The following is a 22,057-nucleotide window of genomic DNA, read 5'->3' on the forward strand; positions in this document are numbered from 1 at the left end:
GAAATTTCGCCGCGCGCGAAACGGCCCTCCACAAGCCAAGGAAACCACCATGACCGCCTTCAAACCGCTTATCTTTTCCGGCGTCCAGCCGACCGGCAATCTCCATCTCGGCAATTATCTCGGCGCGATCAGGAAGTTCGTCGCGCTGCAGGACACGATGGATTGCATCTATTGCGTCGTCGACCTGCATTCGCTGACCGCCCAGCTCGTGCACGGGGACCTCAGGGACCAGACCCGGCAGATTACCGCCGCTTTCCTTGCCGCCGGCATCGACCCGAACAAACACATCGTCTTCAACCAGAGCCGCGTGATGCAGCACGCCGAGCTTGCCTGGATTTTCAACTGCGTGGCGCGCATCGGCTGGATGAACCGCATGACGCAGTTCAAGGACAAGGCCGGCAAGGACCGCGAGAATGCCTCGCTCGGCCTGCTTGCCTATCCGAGCCTGATGGCCGCGGACATCCTGGTCTACCGTGCCACTCACGTGCCGGTGGGCGACGACCAGAAGCAGCATCTGGAACTTACCCGCGACATCGCCCAGAAGTTCAACAACGACTTCTCCGATCGCATCGCCGAGCTCGGTGTCGGGGTGGAAATCCAGATGGGCAATGAGACGGTGAACGGCTTCTTCCCGCTGACTGAACCGGTCATTGGCGGACCGGCCGCCCGCATCATGAGCCTGCGCGACGGTTCCAAGAAGATGTCGAAATCGGACCCGTCGGACCTGTCGCGCATCAACCTCACCGACGACGCCGACACGATCTCCAAGAAGATCAAGAAGGCCAAGACGGATCCCGAGGCGCTGCCTTCCGAAATCGCCGGCCTGGCCGGCCGCCCGGAAGCGGAGAATCTGGTCGGCATCTATGCCGGGTTGGCCGACACCAGCAAGGAAGCCGTGCTGAAAGAGTATGGCGGTCAGCAGTTCTCGGTGTTCAAGCCCGCACTCGCCGACCTTGCTGTCGAGAAGATGGCGCCCATTGCCGGTGAGATGCGCCGCCTGATGGCCGATCCCGCGCATATCGATGGCGTTTTGCGCAACGGCGGCGAGCGCGCCGGCGTATTGGCCGAAGCCAACATGAAGACGGTGCGCGACATCATCGGCCTGTTGCAGGGCTGAACAGATCGCCAGCCTAATCTTCAAAGGGCGGTCGCCACGCGGCCGCCCTTTTTCGCAAGACATCGCCAAGGGTTGCGCTCGGCGTCGTTCGATCGCACGATACCTTGGCTGCTCCGTCAGGAATTGGACCGCCGATGAAATTCTCCATCGCCATTGCGTTTGCCGTCCTTGCCGGTTTCGTCACAGAACCTGCGAACGCAGCCGGCTTCCAACCGGTTGATATCACGATTGTCCTTTCGCCCAGGGCGGCGGCTACTCTCAGCAAGCGCAAGGAGGCAATAATTGTTTCCGCCTCTTATTCCGGCGATCCCGAGAAGTCGGCTGAAAAACATGCGGACGAGATCGGCCGAATCGATCTCGGCACCGAGGAGCATTCCATGCCAGGCACGGGCGGAACGGTGCGGCTCACCGGCCCAAAAACCGACGAGCAGAAATTCGGCTGGATCAAGGGCCCGGTCCTGATCAACGTCAACGTCTATTCGGCTCGCAAGAGTTCGCAGGACAATCTGCTCAACTGCGATTTCATCGATGGGCCGCTGCCTCAGGTCGCCAAAGCGCCGGTCACGCTCAACTGCAGCTTGATTGCAGAAAACAAGTCGACACGGGCGTTGCCCTGACGGTATTGCGGAGCCGCTTGCAAGGCCCCCCGCCCGAGTGGCAGATTGCGGCCAAACTCATGAAACAGGTCCCGCATGGTATCCAAACGTCTCAGCCGTGAAGCCGGGCATCGCCGCAAGTTCCTGTCGGTCATCGACGATACGCCGGAATGCGAGCGCGCCGTGGCCTATGCCTCGAAGCGAGCGCAAAGCACAGGGGGTGTTCTTGTGCTGCTTTATGTCATCGAGCCGGACGATTTCCAGCACTGGCTGGGCGTAGAGAAGATCATGCGGGAGGAAGCCAACACCACGGCCCGTTCCGCCCTCGACGCTTATGCCGGCAAGGTGCGCCAGAAGGCCGGCATCGAGCCGGAGCTGGTGGTGCGCGAAGGCAAGCGCGCCGAAGAGATCCACAAGCTGATCGAAGAAGACCAGGATATCGCCATCCTGGTGCTGGCCGCTGGCGCTGGCAAGGAGGGACCAGGCCCGCTGGTCGCCTCCATTGCAGGCAAGGGTGCTGCCTTCCCCATACCGGTCACCGTCGTGCCGCAAAATCTCTCCGACGACGAGATCGAAAGCCTGGCCTGAGCTTCCTATATAAAAGCAGTTCCAGGAAAAGTGTGTCACGGTTTTCCGTCCGGAATTGCGTAAAACAAGGAGTGAGAGCGTCTCCGTAAAAACGGAAACGCTCTGGATTCGACAGCCTTGCCGGCTTTTGCTTGAATGCCGGACGGATTGGGCTTATTTAGAACCATTCCAAACTATCGCCCGCACGATACGGGCCGGAGACAGCCATGTTCATCCAGACCGAGTCGACCCCCAACCCGGCGACGTTGAAGTTCCTGCCCGGCAAGGAAGTCTTGCGCGAAGGCACAGCCGATTTCCGCGATGCCGGCGCCGCACGGGAGGTTTCGCCGCTGGCTGGCCGCCTGTTCGACATTCCCGGCGTGACCGGCGTGTTCTTTGGCTATGACTTCATCACCGTGACCAAGGACGGTCCCGACTGGCAACATCTGAAGCCGGCGATCCTTGGCGCCATCATGGAACACTTCATGTCGGGTCAGCCCGTGATGGCCAGCACCGCTCCATCCACGACCTCCGATCATGAAGGCGAGTTCTACGACAAGGAAGACGAGGAGATCGTCGTCACCATCAAGGAACTTCTCGATACGCGCGTACGCCCGGCTGTGGCGCAGGATGGCGGCGACATCACCTTCCGTGGTTATGAGAAGGGCACTGTCTTCCTGCACATGAAGGGCGCCTGCGCCGGTTGCCCGTCTTCGACCGCGACGCTGAAGCATGGCATCCAGAACCTGCTCCGCCACTTCGTGCCCGAAGTGGAACATGTCGAGCAGGTGTCGTAAGCGCCGACATTCTTTCCGCGACCCCCCCCCCCGGGACCTCGTCTCGGGGTTTTTCATTTCCGGAACACCCCTCCAACAAAAAACCGGGCGTCATGCCCGGTTTTCTGTTTGGGGACGTCTGTGTTGCCTAGACGGTCCGCGTACGAAACTCATGCTTGCCCGGACGGGCGAAATCACATCACGATCACCTTGGCGCCGACCTCAGCACGATTGTAGAGGTCGATGATGTCCTGGTTCATCAGCCGGATGCAGCCCGACGACATCGCCTTGCCGATCGACCACCATTCCGGGGTGCCGTGCAGCCGATAGCCCGTGTCCCCCTTGTTGAACAGATAGAGGGCACGCGCACCGAGCGGGTTCTTCAGTCCCGGATCCATGCCGTTGCGGAACTGAGCAAGCTCCGGCTGGCGCTTGATCATCTGTGACGGCGGTGTCCAGGTCGGCCATTCGCGCTTGATCGCGACACGCGCCGTACCGTTCCACTCGAAGCCTTCGCGACCGACACCAATGCCGTAGCGGACGGCTTCGCCTTCAGGCAGCACGAAATAGAGGAACTTGTTGCCGGTATCGACGACAATCGTGCCCGGCTTTTCAGCTGTATCGTAGGCGACGATCTGACGATGGTACTTGCGCGGAACTTTTTCGATCGGGATGCGCGGCAGTTGGTAGCCAGCATCGCTGACGCCACCGTAGTCGTTGGAGAAGAGCCGCATCTGGCCCACAGTGCTGCAGCCAGCAAGCGAAGCGGCCAACGCCGCGACTACAATGGCAGATTTCAAACGCATGAACCGTTTCTACGCTCCGTCCCGTTGACCCGCGGCGATTCGGTAAAAATCGTTAACGCATTCATGCTGGCATTTCTTTTGCTTGCCAAGCAGCCGATGCTTATATGGAGGGGTGTGCTTGCCGGTAAGGCGCCAGCTATGGCATTTCGGCAACATCTGCCACGGGATTATCGAGCAAAAACAAAGAAAGCGGCCTGAAAAACAATCCCGATTGAGGCCGCCAGAGGACGAGATCATGAACATCGGCGATGCCGCCCGCCGCTCCGGACTGCCAGCCAAGACCATCCGTTACTACGAAGAGATCGGGCTGATCTCGCCCGAGCGCAGCGACAACAGCTATCGCGACTATTCGGGTGACGACGTACACCGCCTGGCTTTCCTGAAGCGAGCCCGCAATCTTGGCTTTTCCATCGAAGACTGCCGCCAGCTGATGGCACTTTACCAGGACCGCGAGCGGGCCAGCCAGGACGTCCGTGCGATCGCGGCGGCGCATGTTGCGGCGATCGAGGAAAAGGTGCGCGAACTGCAGTCCATGCGCGCGACCCTGAACAAGCTGATCCACGCCTGTCATGGCGACAACCGCCCGGATTGCCCGATCCTGGAAGAGATGGCAGGAGAGGTCGAGACGGTCGGCTGAGCAAAGCGGCGACTGCGCCTGCGGGCCATCTCAGGGGGGACATCAATGATCGCCACGGTCGAACTGCGCAATATCGAAGGTACCGAGGCAGCAATCGGCTGGGTTGGGGGCCACACCATCGTCGTCGACAGACCCGAGGGCAGGGCCGGCGGAAAAGGACTTGGTTTCAACGGCGCGCAGCTGCTCGCACTCTCGATTGGCGGCTGTTTCTGCAACGATCTGCGCTATGTCGCGCACCAGCTCGGCACGAAGCTCGGCAAGATCGAAGTCAGCGTCGTGCTCGAACTGGACGGCGAGCCGCTGCTGGCGACGGCGGCGACAATGAAGGTGACCTGCGAAACGCTCGATGGATCCGACCCGCAGGCCGTCATTGACCGGGCGGCGGCAGATTCGACGGTCAGCAATTCGCTTCGCCGCGGCTTTCCCGTGGGGATCGAAACCGTGGCCTAGCCGACCGGTGTGCAACCGGGTGGCTGTTGTCGTCATCTTTGACTCGTGAAGACGGGTTCAAACCGTGAACGGAATCGGGCATGATGGGTCATGCCCATCGTCTCACCGGTATCGCAGAATCCCCTGATCGACGGCCGCCAGTCGGAGCGCGCCATGCTGGTGCGCCGCGGCGTACAGCGGCTGCTTACCGAAATGGGAGCGCATGTGCTGCCGGAATTGTCGCTGGCGACCGGGCGGCGCGCCGATCTCGTCGCGCTCACCCGCCAGGGCGACATCTGGATCATCGAGGTCAAATCCTCCATCGAGGATTTCCGTGTCGACCGCAAATGGCCGGATTACCGGCTGCATTGCGACCGCTTCTTCTTCGCCACACACCCAGGCGTGCCGGCCGGGATCTTTCCCGAGGAATGCGGCTTCATCCTGTCCGACGGCTACGGCGCCGAAGTGTTGCGCGACGCACCGGAACACCGCATTGCCGCAGCCACCCGCAAGGCACTCATGCTGAGGATCGCACGCGCCGGGGCTGCCCGACTGCTGGCTGCCGAGCTGGCCGGCGTTTCAGTGCCGGCGCTGGATGGCGAAAGCGAATAGCACCTGCCGGCCGTCTCCTGAAACACAACTGACTTCCCGCCATTTCGCGCAACCTTGACTCTTGCACTTTCTCGTAACATATAAAGTTGCATGAAACGAGACAGTCGACTTTCCGGCGTCCTGCACGTCCTGCTCCACATGGCCGAGGAAGGCCGACCGATGACCTCGGAACAGCTTTCCAAGACGCTGAGCACCAATCCCGTGGTGATCCGGCGCATCATGGCCGGCTTGCGCGACATGGGCATAGTGCATTCCGAGCGCGGCCACGGCGGCGGCTGGACGATCAGCCGTGACCTTGGCACCGTCTCGCTTCGCGACGTCTACACGGCGCTCGGCGAGCCGATGGTCTTTGCGCTCGGCAACCGGCAGGAGACGCCGGACTGTCTGGTCGAGCAGGCTGTCAATGCAGCGCTGGACGACGCGTTCCGCCAAGCGGAAGCGCTGCTGATCCAACGGCTCGGCGAAGTGACGCTGGCCGATCTGGCGGCCGATTTCCACGAGCGCTGGCAGCAAAATAAGACAAAGAAGGCCAATCCCCATGCAGCCTGATGTGCAGATGTTTGCAAAATCATTCGACGCCGCCGTGATCGGCGGCTCCTATGCCGGCCTGTCCGCCGCCATGCAGCTCGCGCGGGGACGGCGCAATGTGGCCGTCATCGATGCCGGCAAGCCACGCAACCGCTTTGCCGCCGCCTCGCACGGCTTCTTCGGCCAGGACGGCGCCGAACCGGCGCGCATGATCGCTGCCGCCCGCGAAAAACTCACCGCTTACCCGAACGTCTATTTCATCGCGGACGAAGCTGTCGACGCCTCCGGGCAGGAAGGTGCCTTTGCAGTTACCCTTGCTTCGGGGCAGACGCTGAGGGCCTCCCGCCTGGTGCTGGCAACCGGCATCACCGACATTCTGCCCGATTTGCCAGGACTGGCCGAACGCTGGGGCGTCAGCGTGCTGCATTGTCCCTATTGCCATGGCTACGAGTTCGGCGGAGCTCCGCTCGGCGTGCTGGCAACCACACCGCATTGTGCGGAAAAAGCACTGATGATCACAGAGTGGGGACCGACGACACTGTTCCTCAACGGCCAGCCTATGCCGGATGCCGGTGTGCTGGCAAAGCTCGCACGGCGTGACGTAACCGTCGAGCCAACCCCGATCACGAGCCTCGATGGCGAGGGGCAAGCCCTTGAGGCTGTCGTGCTTTCAAACGGCCGTCGGCTTGCCACGACGGCCATCTACCTGACCCCGCGCACAGTGATGGCCAGCCCGCTGGCCGAACGGCTGGGCTGCGCCTTCGAAGACGGGTTCTTCGGTCCGATCATCGTCACCGACGGCAAGAAGGCGACCAGCGTACCTGGCGTCTTTGCCGCCGGCGATGCGGCGCGCGGCATGCACAACGCCACCTGGGCTTCCGCCGACGGTGTCACCGCCGGTGCGGCCGTCCATCACAGCCTGATCTTCGAAGGCTTGGACGCGGCTTGAGGAGGCCGTCCAGACCGATCAGGCGCGGCCAACATCCAGCCGTGCGCGGATGTTCGTCATGGCACGTGAAAACACCGCAGGATCATCGAAGGCGCGCGCCAACGTGAGCGCGCCCTGGATGCCCGCGACACTTTCCTCCGCCAGTCGCCCGGCATCCGCTGCTTCCCGGCCAGCTCGCCGCAACGCGCCGGCAAGGTCCGCCACCCAGCGCCCGAAATAGGACCTGATCTCGGCGGCGAAACGGTCGCGCGCATCGTCCAGCGCAAAGGCCCCGACCAGGCAAACGCGACGGCCGGAATGGAAGTAAGCATCCGTTGCCGCGAGCATGCGGGCGATGCCTTCCTGCGGGCTCTCCACTTCCCGCAGCGGCGAAAACACTTCGTCCTCGAACCAGCGGTCGATATGCGCCAGCACGGCCGCCGCCATCTCATCCTTGCCGCTGGGAAAGAAGTTGTAGAGGCTGCCCTTGCCGAGCCCGGTCGTCTCGGTGATCAGCGACAGGCTGGCGCCGGCATAGCCGTGCGCGCGAAACACCTCGGCAATCGCCGCTATCAACTCATCCCGACCCGGAGCGATCCTGCGCATCGCATTCCGCTCTAGAGACCGAGTTCCGTGAGGCCCGGATGATCGTCGGGCCGGCGGCCGAGCGGCCAGTGAAATTTGCGCTCCGTCTCAGCGATCGGCAGGTCGTTGATCGAAGCAACGCGCCTGCGCATCAGCCCGGCCTCGTCGAATTCCCAGTTCTCGTTGCCGTAGGAACGGAACCAGTGGCCGCTGTCGTCGCGCCACTCGTAAGCGAAGCGCACAGCGATGCGGTTTTCGTTCCAGGTCCACACTTCCTTGATCAGACGATAGTCCAACTCGCGCGCCCATTTGCGCGTGAGGAAGGAAACAATCTGCGGCCTGCCTTTGACAAACTCGGCGCGGTTTCGCCATTCACTCTCCTCGGTATAGGCGAGCGACACCTTTTCGGGATCGCGGCTGTTCCAGGCGTCCTCCGCCTTGCGCGCCTTCTCGGCGGCGGTCTCGGCATTGAATGGTGGCAGCGGCGGACGGCTCATCGTGATCTCTCCATCGGCTCATTTCAGGAACAGGTGTATTTGTACCAATCGGTACAATGGAGTCAAGGGAGAGTCGTCTTCCTGTGTCGACCACGACCGGCGCTGGCCGTGCCCTCATGGCAATGCTACGGATAAGCCATGCAGCTCAGGCATTTGAAGACGTTCGTCGCCGTCGCTTCCGATCTCAACATCACGCGGGCCGCGGAGCGCATCCACCTTGCCCAGTCGAGCGTGAGCGAACAGATCCAGGCGCTGGAAGCCGATCTGAACGCAGTGCTTTTCGACCGCAGCGGACGCAAGCTGAAACTGACCGAAGCAGGGCAGCGGCTGCTCGATCATGCCGACGACCTTCTGGCCCGCGCCGACGAAGCGCGGGCGGCGGTGGCGACAGCTGCAAACATAACGGCAGGCACGCTGGCGATTGGCGGTCTCGAAACGCTGTGCGCCAGCTACCTGCCACCGCTCCTGGCGCATTTCGGCGCCCAGCATCCGGCGGTGCGGCTGCAATTGAAGAGCGCCGGCAGCGGTGACCTGCGCGGTGGCGTGAAGAGCGGCGCCCTCGATGTTTCTTTCGCTTTCGGCGAGACGGCCGAGACGCCAGAGCTCAAACACGAAGTGGTGGCCGAAGAGGAACTGGTCGTCGCGCTACCGCCCGGCCACAGGCTCGCTGGACAAGTCGCCGCAGGCCCCGATGACCTGCACAACGAGCCCTTCCTGGTGACCGAGCAGGGATGTGTCTACCGCCAGATGTTCGAAACCGCTTTCGCAAAAAAGGACACGCGACCGCGCATTGCCGTTGAGCTCGGCTCGATCGCGGCGATCCAGAAACTCGTGGCGGAAGGTGCCGGCTGCGCCCTTATTCCACGGGTTGCCGCCAGGGCCGGTGACGGGCGGATCGTGACGCTGCCGTGGACCGGCGGCAGTTCGTCGGTCCCCGTTTCCATGATCTGGCACGGCCGGCGTGGCAAGCGGCCGGCGGTGCGTCTTTTCCTGGAGGCCGCGCGCCAAAAATTCAAATCAGGCGATGCCCTCCCTCAGCGTGCAGCACCGTCCCCGTGACGAAGCCGTTTCGCATCAGGAAGCGGATCGCATCGGCGATGTCCTCCGGCCGGCCGATGCGACCCACCGGCAGGCGAGCGGCCATGGCATCCAGCGTCGCCGCCTTGGCATCGCCGGCGACGTGCAGCCAGATCGGCGTGTCGACCCAGCCCGGCGATACGGCGTTGACCCGGATCGGGCCAAGCTCGACGGCAAGCGCGCGCACCAGCGAGGCAAGCGCGCCGTTCATCGCCGCGGTCACCGAACCGCGCGCCGCCGGGCGATAGGCATTGATGCCTGACGTGAAGGTGATCGAGCCCTTTTTGGACAACATCGGCACGCCATGCTTGGCCAGCAGTAGCGGCCCGAAGAACTTCGAATCGACCACCTTGCGCGCTTCCGCGATATCGAGTTCCGGCAGCAGGCGGTAGGAAGCACCGATGTCGGCGGCAGTTGAAACGATGTGATCCAGTCGACCGGTATGGGCAAAGAGCCGGCTGACCTCATCTTCCCGGGCGATATCAGCGACTGCGGTGCGCAAGGCGGGTGGATTGCCGAGGCTGCTCTTTGCCTCGTCCAATTTCGCTCTTGATCGCCCTGCAATCGTTACCTCGGCTCCCTCCGACAGAAGCTGCGTTGTGAGCGCCAATCCCATGCCGGAGCTGCCGCCCACGACAAGGACGTGCTCGGCGATGCTTACAGTTGGTGTGTTCATGAAATCTCCATTGCGGCCACCGACCAATGGAGTGGCTCTGGCGCGGAGTTGTCTGCGCCAGAGCGCGCAAAGGGAAACGGGAAGATACGAATGTCTCCATCGGAAACTCCGATGATAACATTAGGCGAAAGCGTTCAGCCGACGCTGCGCGCCACCATGGCCCGGATCGTCTGATACAGTTCGTCGCTGGCTTCGCGCGCGGTGATTTCGCCGGAGGCTGCAGCAGCGGACAGACCGGCGGCCGCTCCCAGCATGCCGCACAGGCGCGCAGTGGTAATCCCACGCGAAAAAGGTGTCAGCGCTTCCCGGCATTTTTCCAGGAACACCGCCTCGTGTTCGCGCTTCATGGTCGCCAGCTCCGGCGAGCCGACAAGGGCTGCAACCACGCCGGGGATCTCGCGACCCTGCTCCAGCACGCAGTCGACATAGGAGGAAGCGATCACCGAGGCGCGTCCGTCGAGCGTGGGTTCGCTCGCTGCCAGAGCGGCATCGATCACCTGGTTCTGGCGCGCGTCGAACTCCTGATAGAGCGCCGCCAGCAGAGCCGAGCGCGTAGCGAAGTGATCGTAGACCACTGGCTTGGTCACCGCCGCCTGCTCCGCAAGCCAACCAAGCGTCAGCGCCTCTGTGCCTTCCTCGCGCGCAATGCGCCAGGCCACATCGAGAAGCTGCCGATGCCGCTCTTCCCGCAACAGACGCTGGCGGCGTGGAGGCGCAGATGGATTTTTCACGCGATCGCTTGACATCACTATATACCAAAAGTAACTTACTAAAAGTATATAAGCCTAAATCCTTCGCTGCAACATCCCAGGAGCCTTGTCATGCACGCGCTCATCGTCGTCGCGCATCCCGATCCCAATTCGCTCACCCACGTGATTGCCAACAGTGTCGGCGAGGGCGTCGCCGCTTCCGGGCCCGGCAACAGTTTTGAAATCGCCGATCTGGCTGCCGAGGGTTTCGATCCGAACTTCAACAAATCCGACATCGCCACCTTTCAAGGCCAAGCGCCGGCTGCCAACGATGTCGCGGCTGAGCAGGCGCGTATCGATCGCGCGGACACACTGGTGCTGGTCTATCCGGTCTATTGGTGGTCGATGCCCGGGCTGCTCAAGGGCTGGATCGATCGCGTGTTCATGAATGGCTGGGCTTACGACGAGCCGCCGGGTGGCAAGCTGACGAAGAAGCTGCAACGGCTGAACGTACATCTGGTGGCGATCGGCGGCGCCAGTCAGCGCACCTATGCCAGGCACGGTTATTTCGGTGCCATGAAGACCCAGATCGACCACGGCATATTCGACTACTGCGGCGCCAGAGTGGTCACCTCCGAACTGCTGCTCTTTCCGGAAGCGCAGGATCCCGCGCAACTTCCTGCCCAGGCTCGCGCCATCGGCTGCAGGCTGTTCCTGAAACAGCAGCGCGCCGCGGCGTAGAATTCTTCGCCGCATGGGATCTTCAGGAGGAAGCTCCCATGCGGCAGCCAACATCGACAACCCTGCTGAACGGAACCGTTGCTCTCCTCGAACACATGCTGCTTGCCTTCCGGCTATGTTATGTTACAACGTAACAATTCAGCAGTGACCTTCCACGAATTTGGTCACTCCTCCTCAAGACGAACCACGCCCGGGTTCGTCCCCACCAAAGCCTCTGGAAAACAGTCATGCCCACGCACAATCGAAGGCGTCTTCCCGTAACCGTCCTTTCCGGCTTTCTCGGCGCCGGCAAGACCACGCTTCTCAACCACATCCTGCACAATCGCGACGGCCGCCGGGTCGCTGTCATCGTCAACGATATGAGTGAGGTCAACATCGACGCCGCGCTGGTGCGCGACGGCGGCGCCAACCTGTCGCGCACCGATGAACAGCTGGTCGAGATGACCAATGGCTGCATCTGCTGCACACTGCGCGACGATCTGTTGGCTGAAGTGCGTCGTCTCGCCGTACAGGACAGGTTCGACTACCTGCTGATCGAATCGACAGGCATTTCGGAGCCGCTGCCCGTCGCCTCGACTTTCGAATTCCGTGACGAGGCCGGCGCCAGCCTCTCCGATGTCTCCCGCCTCGACACCATGGTGACGGTTGTCGATGCCGCGAACCTGCTGCGGAACTATTCCTCATCGGATTTCCTGCGCGACCGCGGTGAAGCGCTGGGCACGTCCGACGAGCGCGTGCTCGTCGATCTTCTGGTCGAGCAGATCGAGTTTGCCGATGTCATCGTGCTCAACAAGGTTTCGGACACGCCCGCAGAAGATCTCGATCTGGCACGCAGGATCATACGCTCGCTCAACCCGCAGGTTGAGCTCATCGAAACGGATTTCGGCCGCGTGCCGCTCGACAAGGTGCTCGACACTGGACGATTCGATTTCGAGAAGGCCGAACAACATCCGCTCTGGTTCAAGGAACTGAATGGCTTCAAGGATCACGTTCCCGAAACCGAGGAATACGGCATCCGTTCCTTCGTCTATCGCGAACGTCGCCCTTTCGATCCGGCAAGGTTGAAGAGGTTCATCGGCCAGCCTTGGCCAGGAGTGGTGCGCGCCAAGGGTTTCTTCTGGCTGGCCACGCGTCCAAACCACGTCGGCGAATTGAGCCAGGCCGGCGCGCTGGTGCGGACCGGCAGGCGCGGGCTCTGGTGGGCAGCGGTTCCCCGCAACCGTTGGCCCGACAACCCGTCATGGCAAGAGGCGATGGAACCCTATCTCGATCCGATGTGGGGCGACCGCCGGCAGGAACTGGTCTTCATCGGCTGCGATCCGATGAACGAAAACCGCATTCGCGCCGAACTGGATGCCTGCCTGGTGGATGAGCCCGTCTTCGCACCGGAACTGTGGCGTGACCTGCACGACCCGTTTCCGAGCTGGAGCGGGCAAGCGGCATGATCGTCAAATCCTTGCTCGCCCTGTTCAAGGGGCGCCATCATGCCTGCGACTGCCATCCGCGGCTTGCCCGCTACGTCCCGCCGGCCGAGCGGCACACCGCGACGAGCCAGGTCCTCGGCAAAGAATCGCCATTGCCAGGCGATGGCGGTCACAATAGGGTTCGCGGCGATGGTGCTCCGAATCGAAAGGTTCGGGGTGAAAAGGGAATACGGTGAAGTTCGCAAGAACCAAGACCGTGGCTGCCCCCGCAACTGTAAGCGGTAGCAAAGTCCGAAGACGCCACTGGCCAAGCGCCGGGAAGGCAGGACAGCGCAACGATCCGCGAGCCAGGAGACCTGCCATCGCAGCGAGTTGACCGGACGGGGTGTGCCGGGAGGACGCTACAAGGGCGGCCCTGCCGTCATTTTGGCCATCCTTCCGCACCTGATCGAATGAGGGATCGGTTGGAAGGTTTTGCCGTTTTTCGCCGCTATGATGCGTCGCACCTAGACTGCCTGCCGCGCCCGCGGAGGGTTCTTTCGTGAGCGGCGTTGTCCTGCAAGCGCGCGGCCTTTGCTGTCGGCCCGAAACAGGCGTCACGCTCGTCGAAGACGTCAGCCTTGATGTCCGCGCCGGCGAAAGGCTTGCCATCATCGGTCCGAACGGCGCCGGCAAGTCGACGCTGCTGCGCATGCTGTGCGGCATGCTCAAGCCAAGCAGCGGCCTGGTCAGCCTCGACGGCGAATCGCTCGACCGGCTGCCGACAGCAGAGCGGGCACGCCGTATCGCCGTGGTCGGCCAATCCGACCAGCCTGATGTACAGCTTGCCGTCAGCGACTATGTCGGACTTGGCCGCATCCCGCACAGAGGGCTTCGTCGCCGCAGCGACGACCGCGATGTGGTGCTCGACGCGCTGGAGCGAACCGGCCTGCTCGCCATGCGGGAGCGTCGCATGGGTTCGCTTTCTGGCGGTGAGCGCCAGCGTGCGCAGCTGGCACGCGCGATCGCGCAGCAGCCGCATGTGCTATTTCTCGATGAGCCGACAAACCATCTCGACCCCCGCGCTCGCGGCGAATTGCTCGAATTCGTCGCCAGGCTGGGCATCGCTGTCGTCACGGTGCTGCACGATCTGCCGCTGGTTGCGCCCTTCGCCACTCATGTCGCGGTGATGAGCAAGGCGCGCCTCGTCGCGCTCGGCACCCCGCGTGAGACGCTGACGGCGGCGCTGGTGCGCGAGGTCTTTGCCATCGATGTGCTGAGACTTCCTCACCCGGACGAGCAGGACCGCGAACTGACGGTCTTCGACGTTCCGATCCGCCTCTCCCGCTGAATCAATTTCCCCAACGGAGCCGCCATGAAACGCCTCGCCCTTTGCCCAAGCAGACTTGCGTGGCTTCGCCAACGCTTCGTCAGCTTGACTTTTTATTTTGTCGCAGGTTCCTATCGTAAAAGCGTGAGACGCTTTTGCGGAACCTGCTTGGCCGCCACGCTTCTTTCATCAACTGCCTTTGCCTTCCCGGTCACTGTCGAGAGCTGCGGCATTCCGCTGACCTTCGACGCCGCACCGAAACGTGCGGTGATCAACGATCTCAACATGTCGGAAATGGCCTTCGCGCTGGGCTTACAACCCGAGATCGTCGGCCTGACCGGCATCACCGGCTGGTACAAGGTGGATGACGCGTTCAAGAAAGCGCAGGGCTCGATCCCGGAACTTGCACCGAAATATCCGACACTGGAGAACCTGCTGGCGGTCGAGCCCGACTTCTTCTTTGCCGGTTGGTATTACGGCATGAAACCCGGTGGCGACGTGACGCCCGACATTCTGGCTCCGCACGGCATCAAGACGCTGGTGCTCAGCGAGAGCTGCGTCCATCTCGACAAGAACCGGCCAGCAGCTTCGATGGATCTCCTGTTCGGCGACGTCGAGAAACTCGGCAAGATCTTCGGCAAGGAGACCGAGGCCAACACCCTTGTCGCCGGATGGAAGGAAAGGCTCGCCGCCATCACCGCCAAGGTCGGCGCCCGCAGCGGCACACGCGTGTTCCTCTATGATTCCGGCGAGGACAAACCCTTCACGGCGGGCAAATTCGCGATCCCGAGTGCGATGATCGAAGCGGCGGGCGGCAAGAACATCATGGACGACCTGGAAACCAATTGGGGCAATACCGATTGGGAAACGGTTGCGACCAGAAACCCGGAATTCCTGATCCTGCTCGACTACCAGGACGAGGCGGGCTACCGGAAACTGCTGAACTTCCTCAAGCAGCACCCGGCGATGAAAGAAACGGATGCGGTGAAGAACGAGCGTTTCGTTGCTCTTCGCTACGCGGAATTGACGCCTGGCCCGGCCAACATAGAAGCCATCGACAAGATCGCGAAGGCAATGCACCCAGAGGCTTTCTGAACGTGCCCAGCGGGTCGTACGGTCTGGCCATCGGCACGGGTCTGGCGCTCGTCGTGTTGCTGGCGCTGCTGTCCATCGCCTATGGCTCGACCGTCATTGCGCTCGGCGACGTGATCGCAGCGCTTGCGCATGCCGTCGGCTTGGACGCCGGGAGCGTTACAGCGCCGGTGGAGAAGATCATCGTCGACCTCAGGCTACCCCGCGCCATTCTCGCCATCTGCGTCGGCGCCGGCCTTGCCGTCGTCGGCGCGCTTCTGCAGACAGTGACGCGCAACGATCTCGCCGATCCATTTCTGTTCGGCCTTTCCTCGGGCGCTGCCGCCGGCGCGGTTTCAGTCATCACGGTTTTCGGCGACCGTCTTGGCGTATGGACGCTTCCGATCGCAGCGTTTGTCGGCGGCATCCTCTCCGCCGTCGTGGTGCTTCTGCTCGTCGCCCGCATTCGCGGCCAGGGACCCGAGCGGCTGATCCTTGCCGGCCTTGCCGTATCTTTCCTGTTCACGGCGCTGACCAACTATCTGGTTTTTGCCGGAGATCAGCGAGCAGCCCATTCGGTGCTGTTCTGGACCATGGGCGGGCTGGGTCTCGCCCGCTGGGGCAATATCGGCCTGGCCCTCGCCGGCGCCGCCGTCATCCTTGCCTTCACGCTGCGCTATCATCGCTGGCTCGACGCGTTCCTGGCTGGCGAAACCACCGCCGAAAGCCTCGGCGTTCCGGTGGCGCGCTTCCGGACACTGACATTCCTTGCCGCGGCGCTCGCGACAGCAATCCTGGTTTCCGTCGCCGGCGTCATCGGTTTCGTGGGACTGATGATCCCGCATGTCGCGCGCCGCTTCGCCGGCCCGCTGCATCTGCGGCTGGCCATCGTCTGCGCTGTCTTTGGCGCTGTGCTGCTGCTTGCCAGCGATCTTCTGGCGCGCACGCTGCTGCCGCCACAGGAACTGCCGATCGGCATCATCACCAGCTCGATCGGCGCCTTGTTCGTGGTGGCCACCCTGCTGCGCAAACGGTTCTGAGCCGGGGCCTATTCCGTCGATCCGGAATAGCGCCACACTTGTTACTCACACTGTTCGGCTTCCGAAGCCACACTGTCCGACGACAGTAAGCGATGAACCGCGAAGGTCATCGCGCTTCGACCTCGAGGCGCGAGACTTCGCCCGGAAGAGGAGAACAGAACTCATGACCGATAAACGCGACGATATCCTGGCCGCCATGCACAAGCCGCCGGTGGTTACGCCCGAGGCGTGGGAACAGGCGCGCCAGCAACTGCTCGTGAAGGAAAAGGCCCATACGCATGCCCGCGATGCGCTGGCTGCCGAGCGCCGCCGTATGCCTTGGGTAGAAGTGACCAAGGATTATGTGTTCGAGACCCCGAACGGCCGGGCGAGCCTTCTTGACCTGTTCGACGGTCGCCGCCAGCTGATCATCTACCGTGCCTTCTTCGAGCCCGGCGTATATGGCTGGCCAGAGCACGCCTGTCGGGGCTGCTCCATGGTGGCCGACCAGGTCGCCCATGTATCCCATCTCAATGCGCGCGATACGACACTGGTCTTCGCGTCACGCGCGCCACAGCCGGACATCGAGCGCGTGAAGACGCGGATGGGATGGGATCGCATCCCCTGGGTCACAATCGTCGACAGTTTCGACGCCGATTTCGGCGTGGACGAGTGGCACGGCCACAACGTGTTCCTGCGTGATGGCGATCGCATCTTCCGCACCTATTTCATCGCCGACCGCGCCGACGAACAGATGGGCGGCACCTGGAATTACCTCGACATCACGCCGCTCGGCCGCCAGGAGGCCTGGGAGGATTCGCCTGAAGGCTATCCGCAGACGCCGACCTACAAATGGTGGAACTGGAACGACAGCTACGTTTCCGAAGCCGAACCCGATAAAGGGTGGGTCGAGATTTCCGACGCCGGCGAAGAGGCGATGCGTGCCAAACCAACGAGTGCGAAGCCATGAGCCGCTCCTGCTGCTCCATCTGGTCCGACGAGGAGGCACCTCGCCGGACCAGCGCCCGCTCAGCTATCGACGGAGCGAATGCCGCCAGCGATGCAGCCGTGCCTGCGGCCAACGACGCACCCGCGCTGATGGCGTCAGACTGGCTGGCGTTGGCGGCGTCGCCGACATTTGCGGCCATGGCATTGCTGACCGGCGTCATGGGCGGGCCAGCGGAGATGTGCTCGTCCACGATGGGCATGCCGCTCGGCGGTATGATGGTGATGTATCTCCTGATGAGCGCCTTTCATCTGACCCCGTGGCTGAGGCTGGTGCGGACCGCTATTTGACGAAATGGCCACGGCGGAGGTTGCATCCGGCGTGGCCATGAGTGCCTAATTCGTGCATGGATGAAGGCTGTGGCGTCATAAGCCACTTCAATCCTTCCCATCAGTCGATGCGGTCAGAGCTGTCGCGCGATTGCCGCCTTGTCGATGATCGACCAGACCCTTTCGATCCGCGTTCCGGCGAACTCGTAAAACACGTTCTCTTCGAACTGGACACGCTTGCCGTTGACGGGCAGGTCAAACAGGATGCCGACCGGGGTGCAGTCGAAGCGCAGGCGGCTGGCGATGCGGGGAGGGTCGCCGATCAGCAACTCGATCCGGAAATGAAGGTCTGGAATCGCACGAAAATCGCCTTCCAGCATCGAACGGTAACCGGCAAGACCCACCAGGGCTCCGTTGTAACGGACATCGTCATGAACGAACTCTCCGAGAGCGTTCCAATCCTGCCTGTTCAGGCAATCGATGTAGAGGCGATAAATGGTGATAAGTTCATCGCGGGTCATTTCATATCCATGATGGTTCGGCGCCCGAGATGGACAACGCAGTGATCGGCGTCCCGGTTGCCGACGTCAGAGCGGATTGGTCGTTCCAGCCCCGATCAAGCCTTCCGCAACACCTTGATCAGCGCGCTGGGCTCTTCGCCGCCAAATCCCGCATCCTTCGCACGCAGAAAGATGCTCGCGGCGAACTTCGGAAACTCAACTCCGATCTTAAGGTCGCGTGATGACTCGACAAGCCAACCGATATCGGAAGTGATGGTTTTGATCGTGGCTTCCGGATCGCCGAAGCGGTCTTCGGCAATGACGCGCCCCATGTGGCGCATATCCTCGCCGAAAAACGGTGCCATGCCCGCCATAACCTCACCGAACGTGCCGGCGTCGATACCCTCTGCTTCGCAGATTGCGGCGCCGTGGCTGAAACCGATCCAATGTGCTGCGAAATAGGCCAGCCCGGCGTTGGAGAAAGCTTTGGCATGACCGATGTTGGAACCCACGTAGCTGAGGCCGCCGGCCAGCAGCTTCAGAAGCGGCTCCGCCGACGCAAACACATCTTCGTTGCCGACGATGAGAAGCCCGGCCTCCGGCCCGCCGATCTGCCTCGGCCAGGCGCCGATGGCACCATCGAGATAGTTCGCACCGCTCGAAACCGCTTGGGCTTTGAGTTCACGCGCCTGATCCGGCGTTCCCGAACTCAGCTGTACAATCAGCTGTCCATCGAGCGTTTCAGCCACCCCGTCCTCGCCAAGCACGCCGGAGGCCGCTGCGTAATCGGACAGGCAGATCACCACCACCGGGCTGGCAGCGATTGCCCCGGCAACCGTGGACGCCCGTACGGCTCCCAGCCGTTCCAGCGCTGCGGCTTTGGCCGGTGTGCGGTTCCAGACGGTGACCGATTTTCCGCCTGCCAGGAAAGCGCGACCAAGCGCGCTGCCCATTTCGCCAAGGCCGATCATGGTTACGTCGCTCATAGTGCACCTACTTGAATTTTGTTACTACGAAATGTAACTTACAAAATGTAGAAATCAAGCGAGGGAAGAATCCTGGTCAAGCTGCCGAAAGACAAGCGCCGTGAACAACTGCTCGATGCGGCGATGGCGATCGTTCGAGAGGAGGGTGCGGATGCACTGTCCCTCGTCACGCTTGCAGCGAAAGCGGGGGTGAGCAGGCCGGTAGCCTATGATCATTTTTCGACGCGGGCCGGGCTGCTTCTCGCGCTTTTCCAGCGACTCGAAGACCAGTATGTGCAGGTGCTTCGGAATGCGCTGGGCACCAGCCCGCATGAACTTGGTGCAACAGCGGACCTCATGAGCAAGGCTTACTTCAACTGCCTCGCCAATCTGGGGCCAGAAGCGCCAGCCATTTCGGCTGCTCTCAAGGGCAGCGAAGAAATGGCGGCACGGCAGCGCGCCATGCTCGACGAGTACATCGAGATCATGTGCCTGGCCTTGCAGCCCTTTTCCAGTCTGGCTGAAGGAGACCTACGGCTTACCTGTGTCGGGTTGCTCGGCGCCGCGGAAGCGATTGCACGCGAACAGCAAGATGGCCGCATCGCGGAGACGAACGCGATCGACGTGTTTTCTTCGCTCGTCGCCAAAAGCGTCGGCGTATGAATTCAGTGTCCCGGCAAAGGACCTGTCACGTTAACTATCGCCGCTATCAGAATATTAGCGTTTGCTTGGCAACGTCTTCGAGACGACAGTTGCGGTTTGGATGCGGCAACAACCAAACGACGATTGTCCTGACATAATGGCGCCGGGGGGGCGTTGTTCATGCGTGTCGTCTCATGCCTCGTCACAGAACATAATCCGTGGCTCGTACTGCTCGCCGTCTTCGTCTGCATAGCCGGCAGTTGGGTTACGTTCCGGCTTTTCCGACAAGCCGAGGTGCGTGGCGGCTGGCCGCGAGCCGGGTGGATATTCTTGGCCGCCCAGGCCGCGGGGTCCTCGATCTGGTGTACGCATTTCATCGCCGTCATTGCTTATGAGCATGACGCCCCCGTCACCTTCGATCCGACATTCACGATGCTGTCGCTGCTGATAGCGGTTGCCGGTTGTGCCTACGGCTTCTGGCTGTCCCTCAGTTTCCGCTTCCCCCTGGCCGCAGAGATCGGCGGGGGCGTGGTGGGTATAGCAATCTCGGCGATGCATTACAGCGGCATGCTGGCCTATCGCGTCGACGGCCTGATCGAGTGGAGTGCCGACTATGTAGCGGCATCGGTGGCGCTGTCGGTTCTGTTCGGCGGAATTGCCATGAGACAAGCGGCAAAACCGCTCTGGGGCGAGACCACATATGTACCGGTCGCCTTCTTCGTGCTTGCCGTGGCCTCGCTGCATTTCACCGGTATGACCGCCATCTCGGTCACGCCGTTCTCGACAGCCGTCGACAACACCGCCTCATCGACGCTGGCGGCCTTCGCGGTTGTCGGCGTCGGCATGCTGGTCCTAGGCGCCGGCGTCATCAGTTACCTGATCGACGAGCAGAGTTCGCAGGAAGCATTCGATCGGCTGCAAAAGCTGGCGCTGACCGATTCGTTGACCGGCCTGCCCAATCGCGCCAGTGCCATCGAGCGTCTGGACCGTGAACTCGAACAAGCGCATCACACGGCTGCAAAGGTCGCTATCATCGGCATCGACCTTGACCGGTTCAAGGAAATCAACGACTTGCGCGGCCACCAGGCTGGCGATGAAACACTCGCGACGATCGGCCTTCGTCTCGGCGATCTTCTCGAAGACGACGAATTTGCCGCGCGCATCGGCGGCGACGAGTTCATGTGCGTCAAGCGCTTTGTCGACCGCCATCAGCTCGACGACTTCCTGACGCGCCTCGAAAACGCCTTTTCGCAGCCGCTTCGCATCGGAAATGTCGATCTTGCTGCGGGCGCAAGCCTGGGGGTCGCGCTCTACCCCGATGATGGCCATGACCGGCAAGTCCTCATCAGCAATGCCGACCTGGCCATGTACCGTGCAAAGGCCGACATCACCCGCGCGCTCTGCTTCTACGAACCCCAAATGGACACGGCGGCACGCGAGCATCACGCTTTGGCATCGGATCTCAGCCATGCCATCGAACTCGAACAGCTCGAACTCCACTATCAGGTGCAAAAATCCGTCCAGTCCGGCGATGTGCTTGGATATGAAGCGCTGCTGCGCTGGAGCCACCCAAGCCGTGGTGCGATCTCGCCTGCCGTTTTCATCCCCATCGCGGAAGAGACCGGTCTGATCCTCACCATCGGCGAATGGGTTTTGCGAACGGCCTGCAGGGATGCGGGCAGGCTAGGCAGGCCCTCCAAGATCGCGGTCAATCTTTCGCCGGTCCAGTTCGTCCATAACGATCTGGCCGGACTGATCCGCGACATCCTTGTCGAGACCGGATTGTCGCCGAACCGGCTCGAACTCGAAATCACCGAATCCACTTTCATTGCCGACAAGAGCCGTGCCTTGCATGTTCTGCGGCAAATCAAAGCGCTGGGCGTGAAGATCTCGATCGATGATTTCGGAGTCGGCTATTCGTCATTCGATACGTTGCGCAGCTTCCCCTTCGACAAGATCAAGCTGGACGGCTCCTTCACGCGGGAGATGGAACGCAACGCTCAGGCCATGGCCATTGTCCGCTCCGTGCTCGCGCTGGGACAAAGCCTTGGAGTTCCCGTTCTGGCCGAGGGTGTGGAAACCGCCGCTCAACTGCAAATCCTTCGCATCGAAGGCTGTCATGAGGCACAGGGTTATTACCTGGGACGCCCAGGCCGCAGAGAAAACATTTTGCCGGCTTCGATAGAACGAAAAGTCATCGCGGATCACGGGGACGATCTCGCCCTTTCTTCTGCTTGATAAAGAGGGGCATCGATCAAGCATGGTTTAAGCCGCATTCGCGCACAAAACAAAACCCCGGCCGAAGCCGGGGTTTTCGCTGTTACCGCCAACCGCCCCGGACGCGCTCGCGCCAGCAACGAACCTGCCAGCGACCGCGACGGTAAACGCGGCGGCACACACGCCGCCACCGGGGGCGCCCACCCCAATGTCCGCGGTAAGGCCGACGGCCGGGCCGATGCCCCGGGCGGTGATAAACGAGCTCGACATCGGCCTCAGCCTCATCGTCGAGCACAGCCGCCTCTGCATCGGACTTTTCGAGTTCGTCCAATATGCCGCCGCGCCCCACAGGCACGCCCGCGACTGCCTGGCCT

Annotated in this window: 26 protein-coding genes and 1 riboswitch; of the genes, 19 read left to right on the forward strand and 7 right to left on the reverse strand. The window is 62.1% G+C overall.

The genetic code is table 11. The annotated features are described in order from the left end of the window. Nucleotides 1–49: 49 nt before the first annotated feature. The 4 genes from trpS (at nt 50) to ACFWXH_RS16805 (ending at nt 3,077) form a co-directional block, all read left to right on the forward strand. Entirely contained in the window at nt 50–1,117 is a 1,068-nt protein-coding gene (trpS, locus tag ACFWXH_RS16790) for a tryptophan--tRNA ligase (RefSeq protein WP_054311886.1), read from the forward strand. Nucleotides 1,118–1,251: 134 nt separating this feature from the next. Then, complete coding sequence (locus ACFWXH_RS16795; RefSeq protein WP_379122077.1) at nt 1,252–1,734, forward strand: hypothetical protein; 483 nt, start codon at nt 1,252–1,254, stop codon at nt 1,732–1,734. Nucleotides 1,735–1,809: 75 nt separating this feature from the next. Next, complete coding sequence (locus tag ACFWXH_RS16800) at nt 1,810–2,301, forward strand: universal stress protein (RefSeq protein WP_054311888.1); 492 nt, start codon at nt 1,810–1,812, stop codon at nt 2,299–2,301. Between the two features lie 206 nt (nt 2,302–2,507). Continuing rightward, nucleotides 2,508–3,077, forward strand: a complete 570-nt coding sequence (locus ACFWXH_RS16805) for a NifU family protein (protein WP_379122078.1) — start codon at nt 2,508–2,510, stop codon at nt 3,075–3,077. 173 nt (nt 3,078–3,250) lie between these two features. On the opposite strand, the gene ACFWXH_RS16810 is transcribed toward ACFWXH_RS16805, so the two are convergent. Then, complete coding sequence (locus ACFWXH_RS16810) at nt 3,251–3,862, reverse strand: L,D-transpeptidase (protein ID WP_054311890.1); 612 nt, start codon at nt 3,860–3,862, stop codon at nt 3,251–3,253. Between the two features lie 235 nt (nt 3,863–4,097). Here ACFWXH_RS16810 and cueR point away from each other — a divergent pair, with 235 nt between their 5' ends. The 5 genes from cueR (at nt 4,098) to ACFWXH_RS16835 (ending at nt 7,017) form a co-directional block, all read left to right on the forward strand. Further along, nucleotides 4,098–4,499 (forward strand): Cu(I)-responsive transcriptional regulator, encoded by a 402-nt coding sequence (cueR, locus tag ACFWXH_RS16815; RefSeq protein ID WP_054311969.1) that lies wholly within the window; start codon nt 4,098–4,100, stop codon nt 4,497–4,499. 45 nt (nt 4,500–4,544) lie between these two features. Then, entirely contained in the window at nt 4,545–4,949 is a 405-nt protein-coding gene (locus ACFWXH_RS16820; RefSeq protein ID WP_379122079.1) for an OsmC family protein, read from the forward strand. A 90-nt stretch (nt 4,950–5,039) separates the two neighbouring features. Next, a complete protein-coding gene (locus ACFWXH_RS16825; RefSeq protein ID WP_379122081.1) occupies nt 5,040–5,540 on the forward strand; it encodes an MmcB family DNA repair protein in 501 nt (166 codons plus the stop codon). Between the two features lie 90 nt (nt 5,541–5,630). Next, on the forward strand, nt 5,631–6,089 hold the full coding sequence (locus ACFWXH_RS16830; RefSeq protein WP_379122083.1) for an Rrf2 family transcriptional regulator: 459 nt from the start codon (nt 5,631–5,633) through the stop codon (nt 6,087–6,089). Nucleotides 6,090–6,096: 7 nt separating this feature from the next. After that, nucleotides 6,097–7,017, forward strand: a complete 921-nt coding sequence (locus tag ACFWXH_RS16835; protein ID WP_379122085.1) for an NAD(P)/FAD-dependent oxidoreductase — start codon at nt 6,097–6,099, stop codon at nt 7,015–7,017. A gap of 18 nt (nt 7,018–7,035) precedes the next feature. On the opposite strand, the gene ACFWXH_RS16840 is transcribed toward ACFWXH_RS16835, so the two are convergent. Both ACFWXH_RS16840 and ACFWXH_RS16845 read right to left on the reverse strand, forming a co-directional pair. Continuing rightward, a complete protein-coding gene (locus ACFWXH_RS16840; RefSeq protein ID WP_379122087.1) occupies nt 7,036–7,602 on the reverse strand; it encodes a TetR/AcrR family transcriptional regulator in 567 nt (188 codons plus the stop codon). Between the two features lie 11 nt (nt 7,603–7,613). Then, nucleotides 7,614–8,078: a DUF1348 family protein gene (locus tag ACFWXH_RS16845; protein WP_379122089.1), complete on the reverse strand. Its 465-nt coding sequence runs from the start codon at nt 8,076–8,078 to the stop codon at nt 7,614–7,616. A 138-nt stretch (nt 8,079–8,216) separates the two neighbouring features. On the opposite strand from ACFWXH_RS16845, the gene ACFWXH_RS16850 reads away from it, so the two are divergent. Next, on the forward strand, nt 8,217–9,137 hold the full coding sequence (locus ACFWXH_RS16850) for a LysR family transcriptional regulator (RefSeq protein ID WP_379122091.1): 921 nt from the start codon (nt 8,217–8,219) through the stop codon (nt 9,135–9,137). Here the strand turns inward: ACFWXH_RS16850 and ACFWXH_RS16855 are convergent. Both ACFWXH_RS16855 and ACFWXH_RS16860 read right to left on the reverse strand, forming a co-directional pair. After that, nucleotides 9,091–9,831: an SDR family oxidoreductase gene (locus ACFWXH_RS16855; protein ID WP_379122093.1), complete on the reverse strand. Its 741-nt coding sequence runs from the start codon at nt 9,829–9,831 to the stop codon at nt 9,091–9,093. The two genes, ACFWXH_RS16850 and ACFWXH_RS16855, sit on opposite strands and share 47 nt — an antisense overlap. A 134-nt stretch (nt 9,832–9,965) precedes the next feature. Then, on the reverse strand, nt 9,966–10,577 hold the full coding sequence (locus tag ACFWXH_RS16860; protein WP_379122095.1) for a TetR/AcrR family transcriptional regulator: 612 nt from the start codon (nt 10,575–10,577) through the stop codon (nt 9,966–9,968). Nucleotides 10,578–10,652: 75 nt separating this feature from the next. On the opposite strand from ACFWXH_RS16860, the gene ACFWXH_RS16865 reads away from it, so the two are divergent. The 7 genes from ACFWXH_RS16865 (at nt 10,653) to ACFWXH_RS16895 (ending at nt 17,380) form a co-directional block, all read left to right on the forward strand. Further along, nucleotides 10,653–11,261, forward strand: coding sequence for an NAD(P)H-dependent oxidoreductase (locus ACFWXH_RS16865; protein WP_379122097.1), 609 nt, complete (start codon nt 10,653–10,655; stop codon nt 11,259–11,261). A gap of 227 nt (nt 11,262–11,488) precedes the next feature. Then, nucleotides 11,489–12,706 carry a zinc metallochaperone GTPase ZigA gene (gene zigA / locus ACFWXH_RS16870; RefSeq protein ID WP_379122099.1) on the forward strand — a complete coding sequence of 406 codons (1,218 nt, stop codon included), beginning with the start codon at nt 11,489–11,491 and terminating at the stop codon, nt 12,704–12,706. Nucleotides 12,707–12,858: 152 nt separating this feature from the next. Beyond that, nucleotides 12,859–13,064: riboswitch (cobalamin riboswitch) on the forward strand. A gap of 162 nt (nt 13,065–13,226) precedes the next feature. After that, a complete protein-coding gene (locus tag ACFWXH_RS16875) occupies nt 13,227–14,015 on the forward strand; it encodes an ABC transporter ATP-binding protein (protein ID WP_379122101.1) in 789 nt (262 codons plus the stop codon). A 147-nt stretch (nt 14,016–14,162) separates the two neighbouring features. Then, nucleotides 14,163–15,089 (forward strand): ABC transporter substrate-binding protein, encoded by a 927-nt coding sequence (locus ACFWXH_RS16880; RefSeq protein WP_379122103.1) that lies wholly within the window; start codon nt 14,163–14,165, stop codon nt 15,087–15,089. A gap of 2 nt (nt 15,090–15,091) precedes the next feature. Continuing rightward, the gene (locus ACFWXH_RS16885; RefSeq protein WP_379122105.1) at nt 15,092–16,105 is read left to right on the forward strand and encodes a FecCD family ABC transporter permease; all 1,014 of its coding nucleotides are present in this window, start codon (nt 15,092–15,094) and stop codon (nt 16,103–16,105) included. Between the two features lie 163 nt (nt 16,106–16,268). After that, a complete protein-coding gene (locus ACFWXH_RS16890; RefSeq protein ID WP_379122107.1) occupies nt 16,269–17,054 on the forward strand; it encodes a DUF899 domain-containing protein in 786 nt (261 codons plus the stop codon). After that, nucleotides 17,051–17,380, forward strand: coding sequence for a hypothetical protein (locus tag ACFWXH_RS16895; RefSeq protein WP_379122109.1), 330 nt, complete (start codon nt 17,051–17,053; stop codon nt 17,378–17,380). Before ACFWXH_RS16890 ends, ACFWXH_RS16895 begins: the two co-directional genes overlap by 4 nt. Before the next feature lie 113 nt (nt 17,381–17,493). Here the strand turns inward: ACFWXH_RS16895 and ACFWXH_RS16900 are convergent, their stop codons facing one another. After that, the gene (locus ACFWXH_RS16900; protein WP_379122111.1) at nt 17,494–17,880 is read right to left on the reverse strand and encodes an ester cyclase; all 387 of its coding nucleotides are present in this window, start codon (nt 17,878–17,880) and stop codon (nt 17,494–17,496) included. Between the two features lie 95 nt (nt 17,881–17,975). Next, the gene (locus ACFWXH_RS16905) at nt 17,976–18,845 is read right to left on the reverse strand and encodes an NAD(P)-dependent oxidoreductase (RefSeq protein WP_379122113.1); all 870 of its coding nucleotides are present in this window, start codon (nt 18,843–18,845) and stop codon (nt 17,976–17,978) included. Between the two features lie 108 nt (nt 18,846–18,953). Here ACFWXH_RS16905 and ACFWXH_RS16910 point away from each other — a divergent pair, with 108 nt between their 5' ends. Both ACFWXH_RS16910 and ACFWXH_RS16915 read left to right on the forward strand, forming a co-directional pair. Then, on the forward strand, nt 18,954–19,487 hold the full coding sequence (locus ACFWXH_RS16910; RefSeq protein WP_379122245.1) for a TetR/AcrR family transcriptional regulator: 534 nt from the start codon (nt 18,954–18,956) through the stop codon (nt 19,485–19,487). 309 nt (nt 19,488–19,796) lie between these two features. Next, complete coding sequence (locus ACFWXH_RS16915; protein WP_379122115.1) at nt 19,797–21,704, forward strand: EAL domain-containing protein; 1,908 nt, start codon at nt 19,797–19,799, stop codon at nt 21,702–21,704. Nucleotides 21,705–22,057: the final 353 nt, after the last annotated feature.

It is taken from the genome of Mesorhizobium sp. NPDC059054 (assembly GCF_042739215.1).
GTDB lineage: Bacteria > Pseudomonadota > Alphaproteobacteria > Rhizobiales > Rhizobiaceae > Mesorhizobium.